General features: G+C 72.3%; 21 protein-coding genes. 14 read left to right on the plus strand and 7 right to left on the minus strand.

Annotated elements, in window-relative coordinates; all coding sequences use genetic code 11:
- The 10 genes from ACSNOK_RS14370 to ACSNOK_RS14415 all read left to right on the plus strand — a co-directional run.
- On the plus strand, positions 1-772 hold a 772-nt coding region (locus ACSNOK_RS14370; protein WP_436781038.1), incomplete at its 5' end, for an HAD hydrolase family protein.
- A gap of 231 nt (positions 773-1,003) precedes the next feature.
- Positions 1,004-2,023 carry an N-acetylneuraminate synthase family protein gene (locus tag ACSNOK_RS14375; protein ID WP_436781039.1) on the plus strand — a complete coding sequence of 340 codons (1,020 nt, stop codon included), beginning with the start codon at positions 1,004-1,006 and terminating at the stop codon, positions 2,021-2,023.
- A 13-nt stretch (positions 2,024-2,036) separates the two neighbouring features.
- Positions 2,037-3,308, plus strand: a complete 1,272-nt coding sequence (locus ACSNOK_RS14380) for a hypothetical protein (protein WP_436781040.1) — start codon at positions 2,037-2,039, stop codon at positions 3,306-3,308.
- Positions 3,309-3,440: 132 nt separating this feature from the next.
- The gene (locus ACSNOK_RS14385; RefSeq protein ID WP_436781055.1) at positions 3,441-4,691 is read left to right on the plus strand and encodes an amidohydrolase; all 1,251 of its coding nucleotides are present in this window, start codon (positions 3,441-3,443) and stop codon (positions 4,689-4,691) included.
- A 129-nt stretch (positions 4,692-4,820) separates the two neighbouring features.
- The gene (locus ACSNOK_RS14390; protein ID WP_436781041.1) at positions 4,821-5,852 is read left to right on the plus strand and encodes a BMP family lipoprotein; all 1,032 of its coding nucleotides are present in this window, start codon (positions 4,821-4,823) and stop codon (positions 5,850-5,852) included.
- A gap of 258 nt (positions 5,853-6,110) precedes the next feature.
- Positions 6,111-7,697, plus strand: a complete 1,587-nt coding sequence (locus tag ACSNOK_RS14395; RefSeq protein ID WP_436781042.1) for an ABC transporter ATP-binding protein — start codon at positions 6,111-6,113, stop codon at positions 7,695-7,697.
- A complete protein-coding gene (locus ACSNOK_RS14400) occupies positions 7,694-8,800 on the plus strand; it encodes an ABC transporter permease (protein ID WP_436781043.1) in 1,107 nt (368 codons plus the stop codon). Before ACSNOK_RS14395 ends, ACSNOK_RS14400 begins: the two co-directional genes overlap by 4 nt.
- Positions 8,797-10,089 carry an ABC transporter permease gene (locus ACSNOK_RS14405; RefSeq protein ID WP_436781044.1) on the plus strand — a complete coding sequence of 431 codons (1,293 nt, stop codon included), beginning with the start codon at positions 8,797-8,799 and terminating at the stop codon, positions 10,087-10,089. The genes ACSNOK_RS14400 and ACSNOK_RS14405 overlap by 4 nt, the downstream gene beginning before the upstream one ends.
- On the plus strand, positions 10,086-10,481 hold the full coding sequence (locus ACSNOK_RS14410) for a cytidine deaminase (RefSeq protein WP_436781045.1): 396 nt from the start codon (positions 10,086-10,088) through the stop codon (positions 10,479-10,481). Before ACSNOK_RS14405 ends, ACSNOK_RS14410 begins: the two co-directional genes overlap by 4 nt.
- Before the next feature lie 96 nt (positions 10,482-10,577).
- On the plus strand, positions 10,578-11,861 hold the full coding sequence (locus ACSNOK_RS14415) for a thymidine phosphorylase (protein WP_436781046.1): 1,284 nt from the start codon (positions 10,578-10,580) through the stop codon (positions 11,859-11,861).
- A gap of 488 nt (positions 11,862-12,349) precedes the next feature.
- Here the strand turns inward: ACSNOK_RS14415 and ACSNOK_RS14420 are convergent, their stop codons facing one another.
- Entirely contained in the window at positions 12,350-13,663 is a 1,314-nt protein-coding gene (locus tag ACSNOK_RS14420; protein ID WP_436781047.1) for an MFS transporter, read from the minus strand.
- A 177-nt stretch (positions 13,664-13,840) separates the two neighbouring features.
- On the opposite strand from ACSNOK_RS14420, the gene ACSNOK_RS14425 reads away from it, so the two are divergent.
- Complete coding sequence (locus ACSNOK_RS14425; RefSeq protein WP_436781048.1) at positions 13,841-14,779, plus strand: LysR substrate-binding domain-containing protein; 939 nt, start codon at positions 13,841-13,843, stop codon at positions 14,777-14,779.
- A 2-nt stretch (positions 14,780-14,781) separates the two neighbouring features.
- On the opposite strand, the gene ACSNOK_RS14430 is transcribed toward ACSNOK_RS14425, so the two are convergent.
- Complete coding sequence (locus ACSNOK_RS14430) at positions 14,782-15,462, minus strand: alpha/beta hydrolase family protein (RefSeq protein WP_436781056.1); 681 nt, start codon at positions 15,460-15,462, stop codon at positions 14,782-14,784.
- Positions 15,463-15,770: 308 nt separating this feature from the next.
- Here ACSNOK_RS14430 and ACSNOK_RS14435 point away from each other — a divergent pair, with 308 nt between their 5' ends.
- Together ACSNOK_RS14435 and ACSNOK_RS14440 are read left to right on the plus strand one after the other, a co-directional pair.
- A complete protein-coding gene (locus ACSNOK_RS14435; protein WP_436781049.1) occupies positions 15,771-16,886 on the plus strand; it encodes an adenosine deaminase in 1,116 nt (371 codons plus the stop codon).
- 191 nt (positions 16,887-17,077) lie between these two features.
- Entirely contained in the window at positions 17,078-17,476 is a 399-nt protein-coding gene (locus ACSNOK_RS14440; protein WP_436781050.1) for an ATP-binding protein, read from the plus strand.
- A gap of 165 nt (positions 17,477-17,641) precedes the next feature.
- Here the strand turns inward: ACSNOK_RS14440 and ACSNOK_RS14445 are convergent, their stop codons facing one another.
- The 5 genes from ACSNOK_RS14445 to afsQ1 form a co-directional block, all read right to left on the minus strand.
- Entirely contained in the window at positions 17,642-17,851 is a 210-nt protein-coding gene (locus ACSNOK_RS14445; RefSeq protein WP_436781051.1) for a PspC domain-containing protein, read from the minus strand.
- 78 nt (positions 17,852-17,929) lie between these two features.
- Entirely contained in the window at positions 17,930-18,550 is a 621-nt protein-coding gene (locus ACSNOK_RS14450; protein ID WP_436781052.1) for a VanZ family protein, read from the minus strand.
- 81 nt (positions 18,551-18,631) lie between these two features.
- The gene (locus tag ACSNOK_RS14455; RefSeq protein WP_436781053.1) at positions 18,632-19,204 is read right to left on the minus strand and encodes a hypothetical protein; all 573 of its coding nucleotides are present in this window, start codon (positions 19,202-19,204) and stop codon (positions 18,632-18,634) included.
- On the minus strand, positions 19,201-20,859 hold the full coding sequence (locus tag ACSNOK_RS14460) for an ATP-binding protein (RefSeq protein WP_436781057.1): 1,659 nt from the start codon (positions 20,857-20,859) through the stop codon (positions 19,201-19,203). Before ACSNOK_RS14460 ends, ACSNOK_RS14455 begins: the two co-directional genes overlap by 4 nt.
- 115 nt (positions 20,860-20,974) lie before the next feature.
- Positions 20,975-21,652, minus strand: a complete 678-nt coding sequence (gene afsQ1 / locus ACSNOK_RS14465) for a two-component system response regulator AfsQ1 (RefSeq protein ID WP_436781058.1) — start codon at positions 21,650-21,652, stop codon at positions 20,975-20,977.
- A gap of 237 nt (positions 21,653-21,889) precedes the next feature.
- Between afsQ1 and ACSNOK_RS14470 the strand changes: the two genes are divergently transcribed.
- A complete protein-coding gene (locus ACSNOK_RS14470; protein ID WP_436781054.1) occupies positions 21,890-22,660 on the plus strand; it encodes a SigE family RNA polymerase sigma factor in 771 nt (256 codons plus the stop codon).
- The last annotated feature ends 42 nt before the right edge of the window (positions 22,661-22,702 follow it).

A 22,702-nucleotide genomic window follows, 5' to 3' on the forward strand; every position in this document is an offset into this window, starting at 1 on the left:
CCCACTCACCGGAGCCCTCGGCGTCAACCACCACGCGTCCCACCGCCCCCGCCGCCAGGACCGGCCGCAGGACCTGCTGGAGACCGGAGCCGCCTACGCCATGCGGGCCGACGGGTTCCGCACCGCCCGGCACCGCTTCTTCGGCCGCGTCGAGCCCGTCCGTACCGACCCCGCGCGCGTCCTGGAAGTGGACGACCCCGCCGACCTGGCGCGCGCCCGCGCCCTCGCGCCCCTCCTGGACGAGGCGACGCCCGCGATCCCCGCGCACCGGCCGGCGACCGGCACTTCCGACGGCTTCCCCGGGCGCGACGACATCGACGCCGTCGTCCTCGACTTCGACGGCACGCAGACCGACGACCGGGTCCTGGTGGACGCCGACGGCCGCGAGTTCGTCGCCGTGCACCGCGGCGACGGGCTCGGCGTCGCCGCGCTGCGCCGCGCCGGGCTGGCGGTGCTGATCCTCTCCACCGAGGTCAACGGTGTCGTCGCAGCCCGCGCCCGCAAGCTGCGGGTGCCCGTCGTGCACGGCACGGACCACAAGGACGCCGCGCTCAAGGAGTGGTGTGCCGAACAGGGCATCGCCCCCGAGCGCGTGCTGTACGCCGGCAACGACGTCAACGACCTGCCCTGCCTCCGCCTCGTCGGCTGGCCCGTGGCTGTCGCGGACGCCCACCCCGCCGTACGGGCCGAGGCCCGCGCCGTGACCGATACACCCGGGGGCGCGGGAGCGGTCCGCGAGATCGCGGGACGGATCCTGGGGCCGGAGCTCTGATCCCACGCCCCCATGCCTCTCCTGCCGTGTCGACCCGTGGACGGCCCGTCGAGCGCCCGTATCGCCCGCGCGCGAACGACACGGCGGTCACCGGCCCGACGTCCGGACCACTCGCTCCCGCGACTCCCCAGCGGCACAGCACAGAACACACACCCCCGGCCCACCGCCCGCACACCCCGCGCCCGGGCGCGGCCCCCACACCACCGTCCCCACACGAAGGAAACCGCTCCCATGACCTCCACCGTCACCGCCGTCCCCCACGGCACCGCCGCCCGCGTCCGTCACCTCGGCGACCGCCCGGTGGGACCGGGCCACCCCGTCTACATCACCGGTGAGATCGGCATCAACCACAACGGCGACCTCGGTACCGCGCTCGCCCTCGTCGACGCCGCGGCGGACGCGGGCTGTGACGCGGTCAAGTTCCAGAAGAGGACCCCGGAGGTCTGCACTCCGCGCAGCCAATGGGAACTCGAACGGGACACGCCGTGGGGCCGGATGACGTACATCGACTACCGCCACCGGGTGGAGTTCGGGGAGGACGAATACCGCAGCATCGACGAGCACTGCCGGGCCCGCGGGATCGCGTGGTTCGCGTCGCCGTGGGACGTGGAGTCCGTCGCCTTCCTGGAGAAGTTCGACCTCCCGGCCCACAAGGTCGCCTCCGCCTCGCTCACCGACGACGAGCTCCTGCGCACCTTGCGGGCCACCGGCCGCACGATCGTGCTGTCCACCGGGATGTCCACGCCCAAGCAGATCCGGCACGCCGTCGAGGTGCTGGGCAGCGAGAACATCGTGCTCTGCCACGCCACTTCCACCTACCCGGCCCGGGCCGCCGAGCTCAATCTGCGCGTCATCCACACCCTCCAGGCCGAGTACCCCAACGTCCCCATCGGCTACTCCGGCCACGAGACCGGTCTCCAGACCACGCTGGCCGCCGTCGCCCTCGGCGCCTCCTTCGTCGAGCGGCACATCACCCTCGACCGCGCGATGTGGGGCTCCGACCAGGCCGCCTCCGTCGAACCCGGCGGCCTGCAGCGGCTGGTGCGCGACATCCGGGTGGTCGAGGAGTCCCTGGGCGACGGCGTGAAGCGGGTGTACGAGAGCGAACTGGCCCCGATGCGCAAGCTTCGCCGGGTGCCGGGCGTCGTCGCCGAGGCGGGGGAACGGGCCGACGGAACCGGCCGCGCCGACGAAAGCAGCCGGACGGGCGGGACCGACCGGACCGGTGACCGCGCACCGGCCGCCGTCTGACGGGCGCCGGCCGATGACCGAACCCACCGGCGGCCCGGCGGTCCCGGAGAGCCCCCGCCGTCCCGGGGACTCCGCCACCGGACCGGACCCCGGCCCGGCCGGGACCCTGGCCTTCGTGGAAAGCCCCGTCCAACTGCTCAACGTCCTGGAGTGGGCGCACACCCGCGCGACCGCGCCGCCCGCGTCCCCTCCGCCCCCGGCAGCCGCCCCCCTGCGCGCCGGCGTCCCCCGCCAGACGGACCGCCACACCGCGGGCCTCCGCCTGCCACCGACAGAGCCGAACACCATCACCTCCCACCCGGCCACCGGCGACACCGTCATCGTCGTCCTCGCCCCGCACGACCCCATGACCCGCGGCCAGCTCCGCCGGATGGCCGAGCTGGCCCGTGCGCAGGGGTACCGGCTGCGCTGGGAGGAGGCGCGCGGCGGGGCCGGGGCGCCGGTGCAGACCGTCGGCGGGCTGGCCGGGCCGCTGCGCGCCGCCCGCCGCGTCGTCATCGGCGATCCGTTCTCCCGGTACGTGCAGCTGCTGCTCACCCTCACCCGGGCCCGCGAGCTGGTGGTGGTCGACGACGGCACCGCCACCATGGAGTTCGTCGGTCAACTCGCGCGCGGCGAACGGTTCGTACGCTGGCACCGCCACCGGGGCGGACGCGGCGGCTGGGGAGCGCGTGACATCGTCTTCGCGCCGGTATCCGCTTCGGCGCGCCGGATGCTCACTCCGAACAACCGCCGAAGTGTGGAGTTGTTCACCTCCATGCCGGTCGAACCGCCCCCGGGAGTCTCCGTCACGGCGAACACCTTCGCCTGGACCCGCGCGGCGTTCGGCCCGCCGCGCCTGACCCGGAGCACGGACCTCGTCGGTACCTCCCTGGTCGAGACGGGGGTCGTGGAGGCGGAGCGTTACCTGGAAGCCGTGGCCGCGCTGGCCGGGGAGCACCACGCCACCCGGTACTTCGCGCACCGCCGTGAGAACACCGACAAGCTGCGCCTCATATCCGGGCGGCTCGGCCTGGAGGTGGTGCGCCCCGAACTGCCCCTCGAACTGATCGCCCGGCGCGGGCCCATAGGGCGTACGGTGCTGAGCTTCCCGTCCACCGTCGTGCACACGCTGCCGCTCGCGCTCGCCGGCACCGGGGTGACCGTCGCCGTCTGCGACGTCGACCCCGGCTGGCTCACCGCCCACGCCTCGCCGCGCGCCGAGGGATTCCTCGCACGGGTCACCGGCAGCGCCCGCGATGCGCGCCGCCTACCGCGAATGTCCGTCCAGGCGAGCACCACCTGACGGTGTCTCGTAAAGGTACGCCGTAAATACGGGTCATACCCCCCTGCCGACCCATCCATGCGGCTGAACTTTTCATGATCGGAGGGCAGTTGCCCCGTGCAGGGCTCTACTCTTCAAAGGGTGAATCACCTGATGCCCTGCGAAGCCGCACCCGAAACCTCTGCCGACGACCTCGAAGGCGACCTGGCCGGCGCGCTGCCCGGCCGTCTTCCGGCCGACCTGCGCGCCGAACTCATCGCCTTCCGCCGGGACTTGCACATGCACCCCGAGCTGGGTCACCGCGAGTTCCGCACCACCGCGGCGGTCAGGGCCAGACTGGAGAAGGCCGGGCTCCGTCCCCGGACGCTGGACTCCGGCACCGGGCTGATCTGCGACATCGGGCGGTCCCGGCCGGGCGCCGCGCGCCGGCCGGTGCTGGCCTTCCGGGCCGATCTCGACGCGCTCCCGATCCCGGACACCAAGCAGGTCCCCTACCGGTCCACCGTCCAGGGCGCGGCCCACGCCTGCGGGCACGACGTGCACACCACCGTCGTCCTCGGCACCGGCCTGGTCCTCGCCGCGCTGGCCGAGCAGGGGCTGCTGCCGCACCCCGTCCGGCTGATCTTCCAGCCCTCCGAGGAGGTGCTGCCCGGCGGTGCCCTCGACGCGATCGAGAGCGGCGCGCTGGAGGGCGTGGGGCGGATCGTGGCGGTGCACTGCGACCCCAAGGTCGAGGTCGGGCGGATCGGCCTGCGGACCGGGCCCATCACCTCCGCCTGCGACAAGCTGGAGGTCGCGCTCGACGGTCCCGGCGGCCACACGGCCCGCCCCCACCTGACGACGGACCTGGTGACCGCCGCGGCCAAGGTGGCCACCGAGGTGCCGGCCCTGCTCTCCCGGCGGATCGACACCCGGTCGGGCCTCGCCGTCACCTGGGGACGGCTGGAGGCCGGGCACGCGGCCAATGTGATCCCGCAGCGCGCCGAGCTCTCCGGCACCGTCCGCTGCCTGGACATCGAGGCCTGGCGGGACGCCCCCGACCTGGTGCACGCCGCGGTGGACGAGGTGGCCACGATGCACCGCGCCAAGTCGCAGATCACCTACATCCGGGGCGTCCCCCCGGTGGTCAACGACGGGGAGATCGCCGGTCTGCTCGGCCGGGCCATGGCGGCGCGGCGCGGGGCGGACGCGGTGGAGGACACCGAGCAGAGCCTCGGCGGGGAAGACTTCTCGTGGTACCTGGAGCGGGTGCCCGGGGCGATGGCCCGGTTGGGCGTCCGCCCGGTGGGTGACACGACACGCCGCGATCTGCACCGCGGCGACTTCGACGTCGACGAGGGGGCCATCCAGGTCGGAGTGGAGCTGTTCACGGCCGCCGCATTGCTTGATCGCAACCAAATGTAGGTTTGGCGGTCGAGTTCGGTTCGCGACGATCCGATAACGGCTTGGGACTAGCCCTTTTCAGGCCATCTACGCGCGTTACGATCCCTCCGAACCAGCGCCAATGGAGGCGCTTCGAGTGAAGGGGCCCTCGTGCGCCGGGTATCCACGATCACTGTCGCGGGCATTGCCACCGCGGCTCTCGCATTCACCCTCACCGCCTGTGGCGAGTCCTCGACCGAGTCGGGCGGCAGCAAGGAAAAGGGTCTCGGTCTCGCCTTCGACGTCGGCGGCCGTGACGACCACTCCTTCAACGAGTCCGCCGCCCGCGGCGCCGACAAGGCCGAGAAGGAGCTGGGCGTCAAGAGCCGCCTGATGACGGCGAAGAACGGCGAGACGGAGGCCGAGCGCGAGCAGCGGCTGAACTCGCTGGCCGAGGCCGGGTACAACCCCGTCATCGGCGTCGGCTTCAACTACCAGAAGTCGATCGAGAAGGTCGCCAAGGACCACCCCGACACCACCTTCGCCGTGGTGGACTCGGTTGCCCAGGGCAAGAATGTCGAGAGCATCACCTTCGGTGAGCACGAGGGTTCCTACCTCGCCGGCGTTGCCGCCGCCCTGAAGTCCAAGACCCACAAGGTCGGCTTCATCGGCGGTGTCAACAACGCCCTCATCCAGAAGTTTCAGGCGGGCTTCGAGCAGGGCGTCAAGGAGACCGACCCCAAGGCGCAGGTGACCTCGCAGTACCTGTACCCGAACAACGACAAGGGCTTCAACGACCCGGCGGCCGCCAAGGACAAGGCCAAGGGCATGCTCGACTCGGGCATCGACGTGATCTACACCGCGGCCGGCCTCTCCGGCAACGGCTCCATCGAGGCCGTCGCGGGCCAGAAGGACGCCTGGGCGATCGGCGTCGACTCCGACCAGTACCAGCTCCCGGGCCTGGCCAAGTACAAGGACCACATCCTCACCTCCGTGGTGAAGAACGTGGACGTGGCCGTGTTCGACCTGGTCAAGAGCGTCAAGGACGGCAAGCCGCTGACCGGCCCGAAGACCTACCTGCTCAAGGACGGCGGCGTCTCGCTGGTGACCTCGGGCGGCTTCATCGACGACATCAAGGACAAGGTCGAGGCCGCGAAGAAGAAGATCGCGGACGGCCAGGTCAAGGTCAAGGACAAGCCGTAACCCACGGCCGGCTCCGGCCGGCCGCCCCGGCTGACCGGGCCCGGCGGGGGGAACACCCTCGCCGGGCCCGCACATACGCGCCAACGCTACGCGCGTAGCGTGCTGTTGTGAGCGTGTAGCGTCGCCACCGCCCGTCCGGAGCTCTCCACCGCGCCCCCACCCGGTGGACATCCCGGTGTCACCCCCGCTCCCTTTCCCCGAGGAGAGTGCGCCATCAAAGCGTCCAGCAAAGAGTCCAGCAGCGGCACCGCGCCCGCCGTGGAACTGCAAGGCATCACCAAGCGGTTCCCCGGTGTCGTGGCCAACCACGACATCTGCCTCACGGTCCGCCGCGGCACCGTCCACGCCCTCTGCGGCGAGAACGGCGCCGGCAAGTCCACCCTGATGAAGATCCTCTACGGCATGCAGAAGCCGGACGAGGGCACCATCACCCTCGACGGCGAGCAGGTCAGCCTGCACAGCCCGGCCGACGCCATCGCGCGCGGCATCGGCATGGTGCACCAGCACTTCATGCTCGCCGACAACCTGACCGTCCTGGAGAACGTCGTCCTCGGCGCCGAGAAGCTCCACGGCATCGGCGGCAAGGCCCGTAAGAAGATCAAGGAGATCTCCGACGCGTACGGCCTCGGCGTCCGCCCCGACGTCCTCGTCGAGGACCTCGGCGTCGCCGACCGCCAGCGCGTGGAGATCCTCAAGGTCCTCTACCGGGGCGCCCGCACGCTGATCCTCGACGAGCCGACCGCCGTCCTGGTCCCGCAGGAGGTCGACGCGCTCTTCGACAACCTGCGCGAGCTCAAGGCCGAGGGCCTGACGGTCATCTTCATCTCCCACAAGCTCGGCGAGGTGCTCTCCGTCGCGGACGACATCACCGTCATCCGCCGCGGCACCACCGTCGGCACCGCGATCCCCAGCGAGACCACGCCTAAGCAGCTCGCCGAGCTGATGGTCGGCGAGGAGCTGCCCTCGCCGGAGACCCGCGAGTCCACGGTCACCGACACGCCGATGCTCACCGTCGACGGCCTGCACCTGTCGGCCACCGACTCCGACGGCGTCGTCCGGACCGTCCTCGACGGCATCGGCTTCACCATCCACAAGGGTGAGGTCCTCGGCCTCGCGGGCGTGGAGGGCAACGGCCAGGCGGAGCTGGTCGAGGCCATCATGGGCATGCGCGACCCGGACCGCGGCACCGTCACCCTCGACGGCACCGAGATCACCCACGCGCCGACCCGCAAGCGGCGTGAGGGCGGCATCGGCTACATCCCCGAGGACCGGCACCGCCACGGCCTGCTGCTGGAAGCCCCCCTGTGGGAGAACCGCATCCTCGGCCACGTCACGGAGAAGCCCAACAGCAAGGGCGCCCTCCTGGACAACAGGGCCGCCCGGGCCGACACCGAGCGCATCGTCCGCGAGTTCGACGTGCGTACGCCCGGCATCGAGGTCACCGCGGCCTCGCTCTCCGGCGGCAACCAGCAGAAGCTGATCGTCGGCCGCGAGATGAGCCACCAGCCGAAGCTGCTCATCGCCGCCCACCCCACCCGCGGTGTGGACGTCGGCGCGCAGGCGCAGATCTGGGACCAGATCCGCGAGGCGCGCCGCGAGGGACTCGCGGTGCTGCTCATCTCTGCCGACCTGGACGAGCTCATCGGGCTCTCCGACACCCTGCGGGTGATGTTCCGCGGCCGCCTGGTCGCCGACGCGGACCCCGCCACCATCACCCCGGAGGAGTTGGGCTCGGCCATGACCGGCGCCGCGACCGGGCACCTCGAGCACGACGAGAACCCCGAGAACGACAACGACAACGACAACAGCGACAGCGCCGGCGCGGAAGGAGGCGACTCCAAGTGAGGAAGTTCGACAAGAACAAGATCATCCTGGGGCTCGCCGCGCCCCTGCTGGCGATCGTGGCCGCCGTGGCGATCACCTCGATCATCATCGCGGCCACCGGCAAGGACCCGTTCCACGCCTACCAGGTGATGGCGGACTTCGGCTCGAAGAGCGACAGCCAGGTCTGGATCATCAACAAGGCCACCCCGTACTACCTGTCCGCGCTGGCCGTCGCCATCGGCTTCCGGATGAACCTCTTCAACATCGGCGTCGACGGCCAGTACCGCATCGCGGCCTTCTTCGCCGCCGTCGTCGGTGGCGCGCTCACGCTGCCCGGCATCATCCAGATCCCGATCGTCATCATCGTGGCGATGGCGGTCGGCGCGGTCTGGGCGGGCATCGCGGGTCTGCTGAAGACCACCCGCGGCGTCAACGAGGTGATCAGCACGATCATGCTGAACGCCATCGGCGCCTCGGTGATCGGCTACTTCCTCCAGGACGGCCGGCTGGCGAAGAAGGAGGGCAACCTGATCCACACGCCCTACCTGCCGGACTCGTCGCACTTCTTCGAGATCCCGACGACGCCGAAGCCCATCCTCGGCTTCGTGATCGTCGCCGCTGTCGCGGGCCTGGCCTACTGGTTCATCCTGGGCCGCACCCGCTTCGGCTTCGACCTGCGCACCGTCGGCCAGTCCGAGTCGGCCGCCCAGGCCAGCGGCGTCAGCGTCAAGCGCATGATCGTCACCTCGATGCTGCTCTCCGGCGCCGTCGCCGGCCTCGTCGGCATGCCGACCCTGCTCGGCGTCTCGTACAACTACGGCACCGACTTCCCCACGGGCATCGGCTTCACCGGTATCGCCATCGCCCTGCTCGGCCGGAACCACCCCATCGGCATGGCGCTCGGCGCCCTGCTCTGGGGCTTCCTGGACCGCACCGGCACGCAGCTCGAGTTCGAGGGCTACGCCCAGGAGATCGTCGGCGTGATCCAGGGCGTCATCGTCCTCTGCGTCGTCATCGCCTACGAGATCGTGCGGCGCTACGGCCTCAAGACCCAGCAGCGCAAGGTCGGCGAGGAGCTCGCCGCCCAGGCCCGCAAGAGCGACAAGGCGGAGGTTTCCGCGTGAGTACCACCTTCACCTCCGGGCTCGCCGACCGGCTGAGCGGGAAGAACAAGGGCGACGGCGGAAAGCGGAAGCTCTCCTACCCCGTCATCATGCTGATCGTCGCGGGCGCGCTGATCCTGCTCTCCGCCCTGCGCGCGATCACCGACGCCAACGACCTGACCGGCTCCGGCCAGTTCGGCTCGGCCCTCGCGGCCGCGGTGCCGATCGGCCTCGCGGGCCTCGGCGGCCTCTGGTCCGAGCGGGCGGGCGTCGTCAACATCGGCCTCGAAGGCATGATGATGCTCGGCGCCTTCTCGGCCGGCTGGATGGGCTGGCAGCACGGCCCCTGGGTCGCGGCCGTGGCCGGCGTCGTCGGCGGCGCGCTCGGCGGCCTGCTGCACGCGATCGCCACCGTCACCTTCAACGTGGACCACATCATCTCCGGTGTGGCCATGAACATCCTGGCCCTGGGCATCACCCAGTACTTCGCCAAGCTGTGGTTCGGCGCCGAGGGCAGCGACGCCCAGCAGCACGGCGGTAACGACAAGCAGTCGCCCGTCATGGAGAACATGGGCAACTTCTCCATCCCCGGTCTCGCCGACTGGCTGCGCGACGTGGAGAAGCACCACTGGTTCCTCGTCTCGGACCTCGCCGGCATCGTGCGCGGCTTCGTCTCCGAGGTGTCCTGGCTGACGATCGTCGCCGCGCTGCTCTTCGTCGGCACGTTCTTCGTGCTCTGGCGCTCGGCCTTCGGTCTGCGCCTGCGCTCCTGCGGCGAGAGCCCGGTGGCCGCCGAGTCGCTCGGCGTCAACGTCTACACCTACAAGTACGCGGCGGTCGTCGTCTCCGGCGCCCTCGCCGGCCTCGGCGGCGCGTTCCTCGCCATCGGCACCCACATGTACTCCGACGGCCAGACCGGCGGCCGCGGCTACATCGGTCTCGCCACGATGATCTCCGGCAACTGGCGGCCGGGCGGCGTGGCCATGAGCGCCGGCCTGTTCGGCTTCATGGACAGCCTCCAGCTGCGCTCCGGCGGTCCCACCGTCCACGCGCTGCTGCTGCTGATCGCCGTGCTGCTGGTGGGCTTCGCGGCCTGGCGCTTCAAGGGCGGCAAGGTCAAGGCGGCCGGTGTCGCCGCGGTCGTCGCCGTGGCGCTGTTCGTCTGGTTCGCCCTGACGGACACCGTGCCGCTGGAGTTCGTGGACGCCACGCCGTACGTGGTCACGCTGCTGGTGCTGTCGCTGTTCTCGCAACGGCTCCGGATGCCCAAGGCGGACGGCAAGCCCTACCGAAAGGGTCAAGGAAAGTGACCTCTCCCGCTCTCTGGGAGGATCTGCGCGCGCAGGCCCGGGACGCCATGTCCCGGGCCTACGCCCCGTACTCCGGCTTCCCCGTCGGTGCCGCGGCCGTCGTCGACGACGGCCGGGTGGTCACCGGCTGCAACGTGGAGAACGCCGCCTACGGTGTCGCCCTCTGCGCCGAGTGCGGCCTGATCTCCGCCCTCGTCTCCTCCGGCGGCGGCAAGCTGACCGCCTTCACCTGCTGCGACCGCAACGGCGACGTTCTGATGCCGTGCGGCCGCTGCCGCCAGCTCCTGTGGGAGCACGGCGGCCCGGAGCTCGCCGTGGACACGGCCTCGGGGATCCGCCCGCTGGCCGAACTCCTGCCGGACGCGTTTGGGCCCGCCGACCTCGATCGTTGAAGATGTCCTCAAGCGCCGGACGGGCTGACGTGTCAGCCCGTCCGGGTCACTTTCCGGCCCCGGGAAGACCTGAGGACGCACGAACTTAAGGAAAATGTGCTGATGGACGCCATTTCCGTCATCCGCGCCAAGCGCGACCGCGGTCGTCTGACCGACGAGCAGATCGACTGGATGATCGACGCCTACACGCGCGGCGAGGTCGCCGACGAGCAGATGTCCGCGCTCGCCATGGCGATCCTGCTGAACGGCATGGACCGTGCGGAGATCGCCCGCTGGACGGCGGCGATGATCAAGTCCGGCGAGCGCATGGACTTCTCCTCGCTGCCCGTGCCCACCGCCGACAAGCACTCCACCGGCGGCGTCGGCGACAAGATCACGCTGCCGCTGGCCCCGCTGGTCGCCGCCTGCGGCGCGGCCGTCCCGCAGCTCTCCGGCCGCGGCCTCGGCCACACCGGCGGCACCCTCGACAAGCTGGAGTCCATCCCCGGCTGGCGGGCGCTGCTCTCCAACGACGAGATGATGGACGTCCTGCGGAACGTCGGCTCCGTCATCTGCGCGGCCGGCGACGGGCTCGCCCCGGCCGACAAGAAGCTCTACGCGCTGCGCGACGTCACGGGCACCGTCGAGGCCATCCCGCTGATCGCCTCCTCCATCATGTCGAAGAAGATCGCCGAGGGTACGGGCTCGCTCGTCCTGGACGTCAAGGTCGGCTCCGGCGCCTTCATGAAGAACATCGAGGACGCGCGCGAGCTCGCCTCCACGATGGTCGGCCTCGGCACCGACCACGGCGTCAAGACCGTCGCCCTGCTCACCGACATGTCGACCCCGCTCGGCCTCACCGCCGGCAACGCCCTCGAGGTCCGCGAGTCCGTCGAGGTCCTGGCGGGCGGCGGCCCGGCCGACGTCGTCGAGCTCACCCTCGCCCTGGCCCGCGAGATGCTCGCGGCGGCCGGCCTGCCCGACGCGGACCCGGCCAAGGCCCTCGCCGACGGCTCCGCCATGGACCACTGGCGCCGCATGATCATCGCCCAGGGCGGCGACCCGGACGCGGCCCTCCCGGTCGCCCGCGAGCAGCACGTCGTCACCGCGACCGCGTCCGGCGTCCTGACGAAGCTCGACGCCTACGCCGTCGGCGTCTCCGCCTGGCGCCTCGGCGCGGGCCGCGCCCGCAAGGAGGACCCGGTGCAGGCCGGCGCCGGCATCGAGATGCACGCCAAGCCGGGCGACACGGTCACGGCGGGCCAGCCGCTGCTGACCCTGCACACGGACACCCCCGAGAAGTTCGACTACGCCCTCGCGGCCCTGGACGGCGGCGTCGAGATCGCCCCGTCCGGCACGGACTTCACGCCGAACCCGATCGTGCTGGACCGCATCGCCTGACGCGCGGACGCCTTGAACGGGTGAACGGGGCCGGTGGCTTGCCACCGGCCCCGTTGCCGTGTCCGGCGGTTCACGCGAACGGGCGATCGCTGTCCGGCCCGGCCTGGGGGAACGCCGGCTCGACGGAGCGCAGGAGGCCGACGAGTGCCGTGCCCGCCGTGCATGACGTCGTCACCGCCCCTGTGCAGGTGCGGGTCGCGTAAGCGCGGCAGCGTTCGAGTGCCCCTGTCCCGCCCCTTCCCGTTTCTCGCGGGGGCTGCGCCCCCGAGCCCCCGAGCGCGCCTGCGGCGCGCGTCCTCAAACGCCGGACGGGCTGAAAGACCAGCCCGTTGGGAGCGCCTTCTCCGCGCGGAGCGCGGTTTGGGGGCCTGGGGCGCAGCTCCGGGAAACGGCGAAGGGGCGGGACCGGGGCACCCCACACGAAGGGGCCGCCCCCGCCAGGACAGGTGGCGGGAAAGCGGCCCCTTCGGGCTCGGGGAAGTCGGGGCTCAGGCCCGGGCCGACAGGCGACGCGCGGCCACTCGCCGTTCCAGCAGCGCCTTGCGCGTCGCGTACAGCGTGATCGACGCCGCCGCCACCATCGCGCCGAGCCCGAGGACGATCACCCCGTCCCACCCCCCGGCGCGGAAGGCGAGCGCCCCGACCGTGCCGCCCACCGAACTGCCCAGGTAGTAGGCGGTCTGGTAGAGCGCGGACGCCTGGGCGCGGCCCGTCGTCGCCGTGCGGCTGACGGAGGACGAGGCGACCGCGTGGCCCGCGAAGAAGCCGGCGGTGATCAGGACGAGGCCGAGCAGGACGGCCGTCAGGGAGGACGTCAGGGTCAGCAGCAGGCCCAGGGACGTCGTCCCCATGGCCAGGTAGAGAGCGCCGCGCCGGCCCAGCCGGCCGACCAGCTTGCCGGCCGCGGCCGACGAGACCGTACCGACCAGGTAGACGAGGAAGACCGAGCCGACGAGCCCCTGCGGCAGGGAGAACGGGGCCGCGGCCAGCCGGTAGCCGATGACGGTGTAGACCGCGCCGAAGACGGTCATGAAGAGCGCGCCGATCAGGTACAGCCGGACGAGCAGCGGGTCGGAGAGGTGCCGGCCGAGCGTACGGGCCAGGTCGCGCGGTGCCACCGAACCGGGGGAGAAGTGCCGGGCCTTGGGGATCAGCAGCCGGAACACCACCGCGCACACCACCGCCAGGACGCCGACCGAGGCCAGCCCCGCGCGCCAGTCCCACGCCTGGGCCACCCAGCCGGCGAGGATGCGGCCGGACATGCCGCCGATCGCGTTGCCCGCCACGAACAGCCCGACCGCGCCGACCAGCGCCCGCGGACGGACCTCCTCCGCCAGGTACGCCATCGCCGACGCCGGGACGCCCGCCAGCGCCGCGCCCTGGGCCACGCGCAGGCCGGTCAGCCAGCCGAGGTCCGGGGCGAACGGCACCAGCAGCCCCAGCAGCGCCGCGACGCACAGGGCGGCCGTCATCATGGCCCGGCGGCCGAACCGCTCGGAGAGCGCGCTGAGCGGGACGACGGCGAGGGCGAGGCCGGCCGTCGCGCCGGAGACCGTCCAGCTGGCCTGGTCCGGGGTCACGCCGAGGCCGTCGGAGACCGCCGGGAGCAGGGCCTGGGTGGAGTAGAGGAGCGCGAACGTGGCGACGCCCGCCGCGAAGAGGGCGAAGCTCATCCGGCGGTAGCCGGGGTCGCCGGGCGCGATCCGGGAGTCGTCGGAGGAGGAGAGGGAGTCAGTGGACGACGAGGGAGAGGCACCCGCGCGCAGGATGACGGCGGATGCCCCGGTATCGGCAGGAGGCATGGCCAAACCGTATGCACGCTGCATTTGATGCGTCCAATGCACAGAATGGCCATAATCCATCCCGTGAAGCATGAGCACAGGTCAGAGCGGCGTCTGTCACCGGGCGGCAACAGAAAAGACACCCTCGTTACTGGCGCGTCCTTGACGCCCGTCACCCCGACGGCATCCACGGCACCCATGGCGCCTGCCCCGAGCGCCGAGGTCGAGGCCGATTCCTGGGCGGTGACGCTCACTCCGCGGCTCGCCCAGTTCGTCGCCGTGGCCCGGTACGAGCACGTCACCCGCGCCGCCCAGCGGCTGGGGATGCCGCAGTCCACGCTCAGCCGCTCCATGGCCCGGCTCGAACACGACCTCGGCGTCGCGCTGTTCGCCCGGCACGGCCGCACCGTCTCGCTCACCGCCGCGGGCCGGACCTTCCTCGCCACGGTCGAGCGGGCGCTCGGCGAGGTGGACCGCGCCGCCGAGTCCGTCCGGGCGGACGCCGACCCCGCCGCGGGCAAGGTCGCGTTCGGCTTCCTGCACACGATGGGCTCCGAGACCGTACCCGAACTCATCCGCGCCTTCCGGGCCGACCACCCCCGCGTCCGCTTCCAACTCGTCCAGAACTACGGCGAGGCGATGATCGAGCGGCTCCGCGACGGCGACCTCGACCTCTGCCTCACCTCACCCGTGCCGGACGCCCCCGACCTGGTCGCCCGCCGCCTCGACGAGCAGAAGCTGCGGCTCGTCGTCCCCGACGACCACCCGCTGGCCGTCCGGAAGCGGATCCGCCTCGCCGAGGCGTCCGCCGAGCTGTTCGTCACCCTCGAACCGGGCTACGGGCTCCGCCGCATCACCGACGCCCTCTGCGCCGAGGCCGGGTTCACCCCGAAGATCGCCTTCGAGGGCGAGGACCCCGAGACCCTGCGCGGCCTGGTCGCCGCCGGGCTCGGGGTCGCCCTGCTGCCGCCGCCCGCCGTGCCGCGCCCCGGCGTCGTCGAGCTGACCGTCACCGCGCCGCGGGCCGTCCGCGAGATCGGGGTGGCCTGGCTCGACGGCCACCCCGACACCCCGCCGGTGGCCGCCTTCAAGCGCTTCCTGCTCTCGCGCCGGGGCCGGTTGCTGCTGCACCGCTGAGGTCAGTGCCCCAGCGTCTCCCCGAACCCACACGCCAGCGGCATCCGCAGGCCCAGCGGGGGAGGGGCGGCCAAGGCGTCGGCCAACGGCCGGGCGCAGGGGTGGCCGAAGAGGGAGCCCCGGACGAAGTCGGCGGTCAGCGACAGCACTTCGGCGCGGTGCTGCCGCAACCCGTGCCCGTCCGAGTGCACTTCGAACCGGCACACCTCCCGGTTGATCTTCTTGGCCCGTTCGGCGAGCCGGTAGGACAGGTCGGGGTCGGTGCGCTCGTCGTTGGTCCCGTGCACCAGCAGCACCCGGCGGCCGGCCAGCTGCCGCACCGGATCGGGGTCGAGGACGGCCTCCGGGCCGGGCAGCCAGAGGGCGATCGCCACCGCGCAGGTCACGGCCGGGTGGCCCGCCGCCCGCAGCGCCGCCCGGCCGCCCAGGTCCGTACCGACCAGGCAGACCGGCACGTCGCCGTACCGCCGCACCACCTCGTCCGCCGCCCACAGCGCGTCCTCCACCGGATGCGCCGCCGTGCCGTTCCAGCCCCGGTGGCGGTACCGGACGACGTGGGTGGCCAGGCCGTCACCGGCGCCCGCGCGGGTGAGCCGGCGGGCCAGCCGGCCCTGGGCGGCCGGGATCCGGGACGGCGGGCGCCGCCGCCCTATGGCCGGTCCGCCGGGCAGCAGCAAGGCCACTCCGTTGACGGCCTCTCCGGCCCGGCCCGCGCCGAAGGGCCTGCTCAGCGTGGGCTCGGCGGGCTTCCGGCGCCGTGGGCCCCGGTTCCGCCTCAACAGCCCCACGGGCCCGGCGAGACCCTCTGATCCCTCTGGTTCTTCTGATCCCTGTGGTGACCCTTCCGGTCCCAGCGGATCGGGTTGCGGCAGCGCTTGCTGAACCATGGCAGACAACGATGGCAGAACGGCGCGTGGTGTCCACCCCGCCGACGGGTCACCGTTCCGTATCGTTCGGGTGCATCTACGCGCGTAGGGGCTAGAGTGCCGAAATGACGAGCGACACCACCACCCTCCCGACCCCCGAACAGATCCGCCGCGCCCCCAAGGTGCTCCTCCACGACCACCTGGACGGCGGCCTGCGCCCCGCCACGGTCGTCGACCTGGCCCGGGAATCCGGATACGACCGCCTCCCCGAGACCGACCCCGAGAAGCTGGGCGTCTGGTTCCGCGAGGCCGCCGACTCCGGGTCGCTGGAGCGCTACCTGGAGACCTTCGCCCACACCTGCGCCGTCATGCAGACCCGCGAGGCCTTGGTCCGGGTGGCCGCCGAGTGCGCCGAGGACCTCGCCGCCGACGGCGTCGTCTACGCCGAGATCCGGTACGCCCCCGAGCAGCACCTGGAGGCCGGACTCACCCTCGAAGAGGTCGTCGAGGCCGTCAACGAGGGCTTCCGCGAGGGCGAGCGGCGCGCCAAGGAGGCGGGCCACCGCATCCGCGTCGGCGCCCTGCTGACCGCCATGCGGCACGCCGCCCGCGCCCTGGAGATCGCCGAACTCGCCAACCGCTACCGCGACTCGGGCGTCGTCGGCTTCGACATCGCGGGCGCCGAGGCGGGCTTCCCTCCCACCCGCCACCTCGACGCCTTCGAGTACCTCAAGCGCGAGAACAACCACTTCACGATCCACGCCGGTGAGGCGTTCGGCCTCCCCTCGATCTGGCAGGCCCTGCAGTGGTGCGGCGCGGACCGGCTCGGCCACGGTGTGCGGATCATCGACGACATCGAGATCGCCGAGGACGGCACGGTCAAGCTCGGCCGTCTCGCCTCCTACGTCCGGGACAAGCGCATCCCCCTGGAGATGTGCCCCACCTCCAACCTCCAGACGGCGGCGGCCACCTCGTACGAGGAGCACCCGATCGGCCTGCTCCGCAAGCTGCATTTCCGGGCGACGGTGAACACCGACAATCGTCTGATGAGCGGAACGAGCATGAGCCGCGAATTCGAGCACCTGGTCAAGGCCTTCGGTTACACGCTCGACGACATGCAGTGGTTCACCGTCAATGCGATGAAGTCCGCCTTCATTCCCTTCGACGAGCGCCTCGCCATGATCAACGACGTGATCAAGCCCGGATACGCCGAGCTCAAGTCGGAGTGGCTGTTCCGCTAGGAACGACGGAAACCGTCGGTGCCGTGAACTCGCAGGCAATACGACTGACGGTCAATCGTCCCTGAATACGACTGCTACGGCCGGGAATTCAAACGTCCCGGCCGTGTCATTCGGTGCGGGCCGGTCGTTCTCGTGACAGGTTGCAAAGCCTCCGGGACATCACCCTCCCCCGTCACGAGGACAGATTTCACATGAAGCAGGGAACCATCAAGACCATCGGTGCCGCCGCCCTCGGCGCTGCCATCGCCGTCACCGCGGCGGGCACCGCGTCGGCCGCGGCTCCCACGGGCCCCCTGGAGAGGGTCACCAACCTGGCCGCCGGCACCAGCAGGCAGCTGCCCATCGAGGATCTCGCGCCGATGCTCCCGGGCGGACCCGTGATCAGCGCCGCCAACCGGGCGCTGGGCTCCTCCGCGCTGCAGGCCACCGCCTCGGCCGTGGACCGCGCGGTGTTCCCCAAGGCGGCCGAGAAGAGCGCGGCGGCGCAGAGCGCGCCGGGCGACAACAAGGGCAACGGCGGTCTGCTGGGCCTCGTGCCGGACGGCGCCCTGCCGAAGGGCCTGTCGACCCCCAACCTGACCGGTCACTGAGCTCCGCACCCGGCAGGCGGCACACTTCCACGCACCGGATCTCCGGACACCGGCCGCGCACCCCGCTCGGGGGCGCGGCCGGTGGCGCGTGCGCGGCGCCCCGCTCCCGGCGGCGCCGTGGCCCCCGGTGCCGGCGGTGCTCCGCTCGGGTCCGGCGGACGGCCGTCACCAGGACTCGGCCGGGCGGCGGCCCCCCTCGGACGGGAGCAGCAGCCACAGCGCCAGGTAGACCAGGAACTGGGGGCCGGGCAGCAGACAGGACACCAGGAAGATCACACGCATCGTGGTGCGCGTGGTGCCGAAGCGGCGGGCGAGCCCCGCGCAGACACCGGCGATCATCCGGTGGTCACGGGGGCGGACGAGGGCGGTGGACATGGCGGAGTCTCCTCGCGTCGGAGCGGACGACCCGGGCGGCGGGCCCGGGACCGGGAGCGGCCTCCCGATGACTCCACGCTAGGACCGGGCGCCCGGCAGGGCGTCACTCCAGGGGGCGACTCCGACCCTGGGGATCGTCGGGGTCGGACCCTGAGACGCCCCCTCCTCACGGAGGAGGGGCAGCGGAGGGCGGGCGGCGCTCCGGCCGGTGGCCGTGCGCTCGTCGCGGTGGTCCCGCCGGCGCAGCCGGGCCCGGGCCGCGGGCACCACCGCCAGGTGTGTGACCGTCACCCCGGTGACGTTGAGCAGCAGCGCGTCCAGGTCCAGCACCTGGCCCACCACACCGCCGCGGACCACCTGAAGGACCAGGGAGAGCATGGCGGAGGTGAAGACCGTCCGGGCCAGCGAGCCCAGCGGCGACGCGTCGAGCCGGCCGCCCGCCCAGGGCAGCAGCACCCCTAGGGGCGCGAAGGGGAGCAGTCCCTTGACGATGGCCCGGGTCGCCTCCCAGGGCCCGAGCGCCAGGTCGGCCCGGAGTGTGGCGAACGGCTCCAGATGCGCGGCGGAGACCCAGGGAACGGTCAACGGCCGCATGGCCAGCCAGCCCACCACGACCAGGTGGGCGGCGAGGAGGACGCAGCCCGCGACGCGGTAGCGGTGTCGGAGGGCGGCCGTACCGCCGTAACCATGACGCTGCACGCCCCACAGGACGCGGTGCGCGGGGCGCGCGGTTCCGGCCGCCGGACGCGCGGTCCCGGCGCGGGCTCACGAGCCGGAGCGTCAGTCGCCCTGAAGGTTCTCCGGGTGGGCGCGGATGTCGTCCGTGCACACATAGCTTCGGGGCGCCTCCCCGCCGGGCCCGCCGAGCAGCACCGAGCGCCGGTTCTCGGCCGCCGCGGTGCCCGCGAACGTGCAGACGATCTGCGCCAGGCCGAGCTGCGGCAGCTCGTCCGGCGGGGTGCTCAGCCGGAGCGTGCCGGCCGGGTCGTCCCGCCGCGGGCCGCTGACGGTGAGCCGCTGCGGAACGTCCGTGGAGAGCCCCGTGGCCTCCTCGGCGGACGAGGGCTGCCGGCGGAGCTCGTCCAGGAGCGCCCGCGCCATGTCGACGGGGCGCTCCGCCCCGGGGCCCGCGTGCTGCCGGACCACGGGCGTGAGCTGGGAGGCGCACAGCAGCTGCACGGTGAGCGCCGGGCCGTTCGGCGGGGGCGTGGCCGGGCCGGGCCGGGTGAGGCAGGACGCCCGGGAGGGCGCGCTACCCGCGTCGACGGGGACGGCGGTGCCGCGGATGCCGCAGCCTGCGGCGAGGGCGCACAGTACGGCGGTGAGCGCGGCCGTCCGCGCTGTGCGCCTCACTTCGTGCCCCCCTGAGCCGGGCCGCGGCCGTCGCCGTCACCGTTCCGGACGTCCTTCGTGTCCTTGGCGTCCTTCTTCGCGTCCTTCTTGATGTCCTTGCGCCCGTTCTTGCCCGTACCGCCGGAGCTCTTGCCGCCGGAGCCCTTGCCTCCGGAACCCTTGCCACCGGATCCCTCCGGCCCGGAGCCGCCCTCGTCCTCGCCGTCACCGTCCCCGGACGCCGACACATCCCGAGGGAGCGTCAGCGTGAAGACCGCGCCGCCCTCGGGCGAATTGGCGGCCGTGATCTCCCCGCCGTGGATGTGGGCGTTCTCCAGTGCGATGGACAGGCCGAGGCCGCTGCCCTCGGAGCGCGGCCGCGAGGCGCTGGCCTTGTAGAAGCGGTCGAAGACGTGCGGCAGCACGTCCTCGGGGATGCCGGGACCGTGGTCGCGGACCTCGATGATCAACTCGTGGTCCACCGGGCGTACCCGCACCCGCACCGGCGAGCCGCCGTGCTTGAGCGCGTTGCCGATCAGGTTCGCCAGGATGACGTCCAGGCGGCGCGGGTCGAGGCGCGCCATGATGCCGCGCTCCGCGTCCAGCTCGACGGCGTCCAGCCAGGCGCGGGCGTCGATGCAGGCGGTGACCTGGTCGGCGACGTCCACGTCGTCGAGGACGAGCCGGGCCGTGCCCGCGTCGAAGCGGGTGACCTCCATCAGGTTTTCCACCAGGTCGTTCAGCCGCCGGGTCTCGCTCACCACGAGCTGCACCGCGGGCGCGATCATCGGGTCGAGCGAGTCCGCCTCGTCCTCCAGCACCTCGGTCACCGCCGTGATGGCGGTCAGCGGGGTGCGCAGCTCGTGCGACATGTCGGCGACGAACCGCCGGCTGGCCGCCTCGCGGGCGCTGAGTTCCTCGACCCGCTTCTCCAGGGACGCCGCGGCCCGGTTGAAGGTCCGCGACAGCTCCGCCAGCTCGTCCGTGCCCGAGACCTGGAGGCGGGTGTCCAGCTTGCCCTCGCCCAGCCGGCTCGCCGCCTCGCCGAGCCGCTGCACCGGCCGCAGCACCGTCGAGGCCGCCGCCTGCGCGAGCAGCGCCGAGCCGATCAGGGCCAGGCCGGTGGCGATCCCCAGCGACCAGGCGAGCGAGTTGAGGTCCGCGCGCTCGTTCTCCAGCGACTTCAGCAGGTAGCCGGTGGGGCCGCCGCCGATCACCTTGGCGCCGCCCACCAGGTAGGGCTTGCCGTCGAGCGTGATCCGCTGCCAGTACAGGTGGTACGGGTACGGGTTCGACTCGTCGACCCTGCGTTCCCGGTTGACCGCGGTGACCAGCGTCTTCGGCACCGTCTCCAGGGTGAACAGGTCGCGGTCGGAAGGCGCCGCGCAGTTGCCGCCGCCCTTGACCTTGCCGATCAGCAGGACGGCGTACTTCTGCGAGGTCCCGGCCATCCGGTCGGCGGCGTCCTGGAGTTCGGGACAGGTCGGCGTCACCGGGAGCGAGCCGGTGTTGTCCTGAAGCGACTTGCGGAAGTCGTCCAGCGCCGCGTTCTGGGTACGCGTGAGGACCGCGTCGCGGTTCAGCCAGTAGGCGATGGCCGACGCGGACACCGCCGCCGCCAGCGCCACCAGGGCGAAGACCAGCATCAGCCGCAGCCGCAGGCTGATCCACCGCATGCTGATCCGCATCAGGCTTCCGGCGGCCCGGCCCCGGCCGGTCTCTTCCGTCACTGGGTTCTCTCTGTCGGTGTCTGTGGGGGTCCGGGGGCCCGGCGTGCCGGGGCCCGCCGGGTCACTGCGGTGAGTCAAGGCGGTAGCCGACCCCGCGGACCGTACGGATGAGGGTGGGGGAGGACGGCACGTCCTCGACCTTGGCGCGCAGCCGCTGCACACAGGCGTCCACCAGCCGCGAGTCGCCGAGGTAGTCGTGCTCCCAGACCAGCCGCAGCAGCTGCTGGCGGGAGAGGGCCTGGCCCGGGCGGCGGCTGAGCTCCAGCAGCAGCCGCAGCTCGGTCGGGGTGAGCTGGAGGTCCTCCCCGTTCTTGGTGACCGTCATCGCCGAGCGGTCGATCACCAGCGAGCCGAACGTGGCCGAGTCGTTCGACTCCCGCTCGCCCCGGCGCAGCACCGCGCGGATCCGGGCGTCCAGCACCCGGCCCTGCACCGGTTTGACCACGTAGTCGTCGGCGCCCGACTCCAGGCCGACCACCACGTCGATGTCGTCGTTCCGGGCCGTGAGCAGGATGATCGGCAGCTGATCGGTGCGGCGGATGCGGCGGCAGACCTCGAAGCCGTCGATACCGGGCAGCATCACGTCCAGCACGATCAGGTCCGGCCGTTGCTCGCGCAGCATCTTCAGGCCGTCCTCGCCGGACGCCGCCGTCACCACGCGGTGACCCTGGCGGGACAGGGAGAACTCAAGGGCCGTACGGATGGCGTCGTCGTCCTCGATCAGCAACAGGAAAGGCACGGTGGTCATTCTGGCCTACCGCAGGGCGGTAGTTCGACTTCCGCTCCCGCGGCCCGCCGCCGCCCCCGCGCCGCGGTCGTCCGGGAGTCCGTCACGGCGGGCCCGCCCGCTGTTGCACGGCTGTGACAGTCGGCGGACAACGCCATGAAACTGGCCGACCAAGCTGGTGGTCACCGGGCGAGAAGCAGTCCGGAAACCACACCGGACCCAGCTGGCTCCACCGACGGGGGGCGCGACATGAACACACTGCACAGCACCACCACCAGCGCAGTTCGCACGCGCCTTCACGACGCCGGGCGGAGCTCCGAGAAGTCCGGTGCCGCGGGGGTACGGGGGTGTGCCCGCGGCACCGGACGCCGCACCCCGGGCGTGTACCTGACGGCCATCGACGCCGCCGTGTACGGCGAGCCGGCCGCGCCGCGCGACGCCGCCCCGGAGCCGGCGGAGACGTTCGCCCAGGACGCGTCCCGGGCGAAGGCGTCCCGGGCCGAGGCGGAGTTCACCGCCTACGTCCAGGAGCGCCGCGCCTCCCTCTACGCGACCGCCTACCACCTCACCGGCGACCGCTACGAGGCCGAGGACCTGCTCCAGAGCGCGCTGTTCTCCACCTACCGCGCCTGGGACCGCATCACCGACAAGGCGGCGGTCGGCGGCTACCTGCGCCGCACCATGACCAACCTGCACATCAGCGCCTGGCGCCGGCGCAAGCTCAACGAGTACCCGACCGAGGAGCTGCCGGAGACGGCGGGCGACCAGGACGCGATGCGCGGCACCGAGCTGCGCGCCGTCCTCTGGCAGGCGCTCGCCCGGCTGCCCGAGCTCCAGCGGACGATGCTGGTCCTGCGCTACTACGAGGGCCGGACGGACCCGGAGATCGCGGAGATCCTGGACATCAGCGTCGGCACGGTCAAGAGCAGCATCTGGCGCTCGCTGCGCCGGCTGCGCGAGGACGAGGCCATCGGCTCCGGCCGTGGCGTCGAGGAGTCGTTCGGCGAGCTCGTGGCCTAGGACGACTCGGGGGGAAACGGGGGAGCACGGGGGGAACGAGGG

Source organism: Streptomyces sp. URMC 126, assembly GCF_051386555.1.
Lineage (GTDB): Bacteria > Actinomycetota > Actinomycetes > Streptomycetales > Streptomycetaceae > Streptomyces.

Bases quoted from the DNA above. Each gene is read 5' to 3' on its own strand.
- ACSNOK_RS14375 (WP_436781039.1), top strand. From the start codon at position 1,004: ATGACCTCCACCGTCACCGCCGTCCCCCACGGCACCGCCGCCCGCGTC.
- ACSNOK_RS14380 (WP_436781040.1), top strand. From the start codon at position 2,037: ATGACCGAACCCACCGGCGGCCCGGCGGTCCCGGAGAGCCCCCGCCGT.
- ACSNOK_RS14385 (WP_436781055.1), top strand. From the start codon at position 3,441: ATGCCCTGCGAAGCCGCACCCGAAACCTCTGCCGACGACCTCGAAGGC.
- ACSNOK_RS14420 (WP_436781047.1), bottom strand. From the start codon at position 13,663: ATGCCTCCTGCCGATACCGGGGCATCCGCCGTCATCCTGCGCGCGGGT.
- ACSNOK_RS14425 (WP_436781048.1), top strand. From the start codon at position 13,841: ATGGCGCCTGCCCCGAGCGCCGAGGTCGAGGCCGATTCCTGGGCGGTG.
- ACSNOK_RS14435 (WP_436781049.1), top strand. From the start codon at position 15,771: ATGACGAGCGACACCACCACCCTCCCGACCCCCGAACAGATCCGCCGC.
- ACSNOK_RS14440 (WP_436781050.1), top strand. From the start codon at position 17,078: ATGAAGCAGGGAACCATCAAGACCATCGGTGCCGCCGCCCTCGGCGCT.
- ACSNOK_RS14445 (WP_436781051.1), bottom strand. From the start codon at position 17,851: ATGTCCACCGCCCTCGTCCGCCCCCGTGACCACCGGATGATCGCCGGT.
- ACSNOK_RS14460 (WP_436781057.1), bottom strand. From the start codon at position 20,859: ATGCGGTGGATCAGCCTGCGGCTGCGGCTGATGCTGGTCTTCGCCCTG.
- ACSNOK_RS14470 (WP_436781054.1), top strand. From the start codon at position 21,890: ATGAACACACTGCACAGCACCACCACCAGCGCAGTTCGCACGCGCCTT.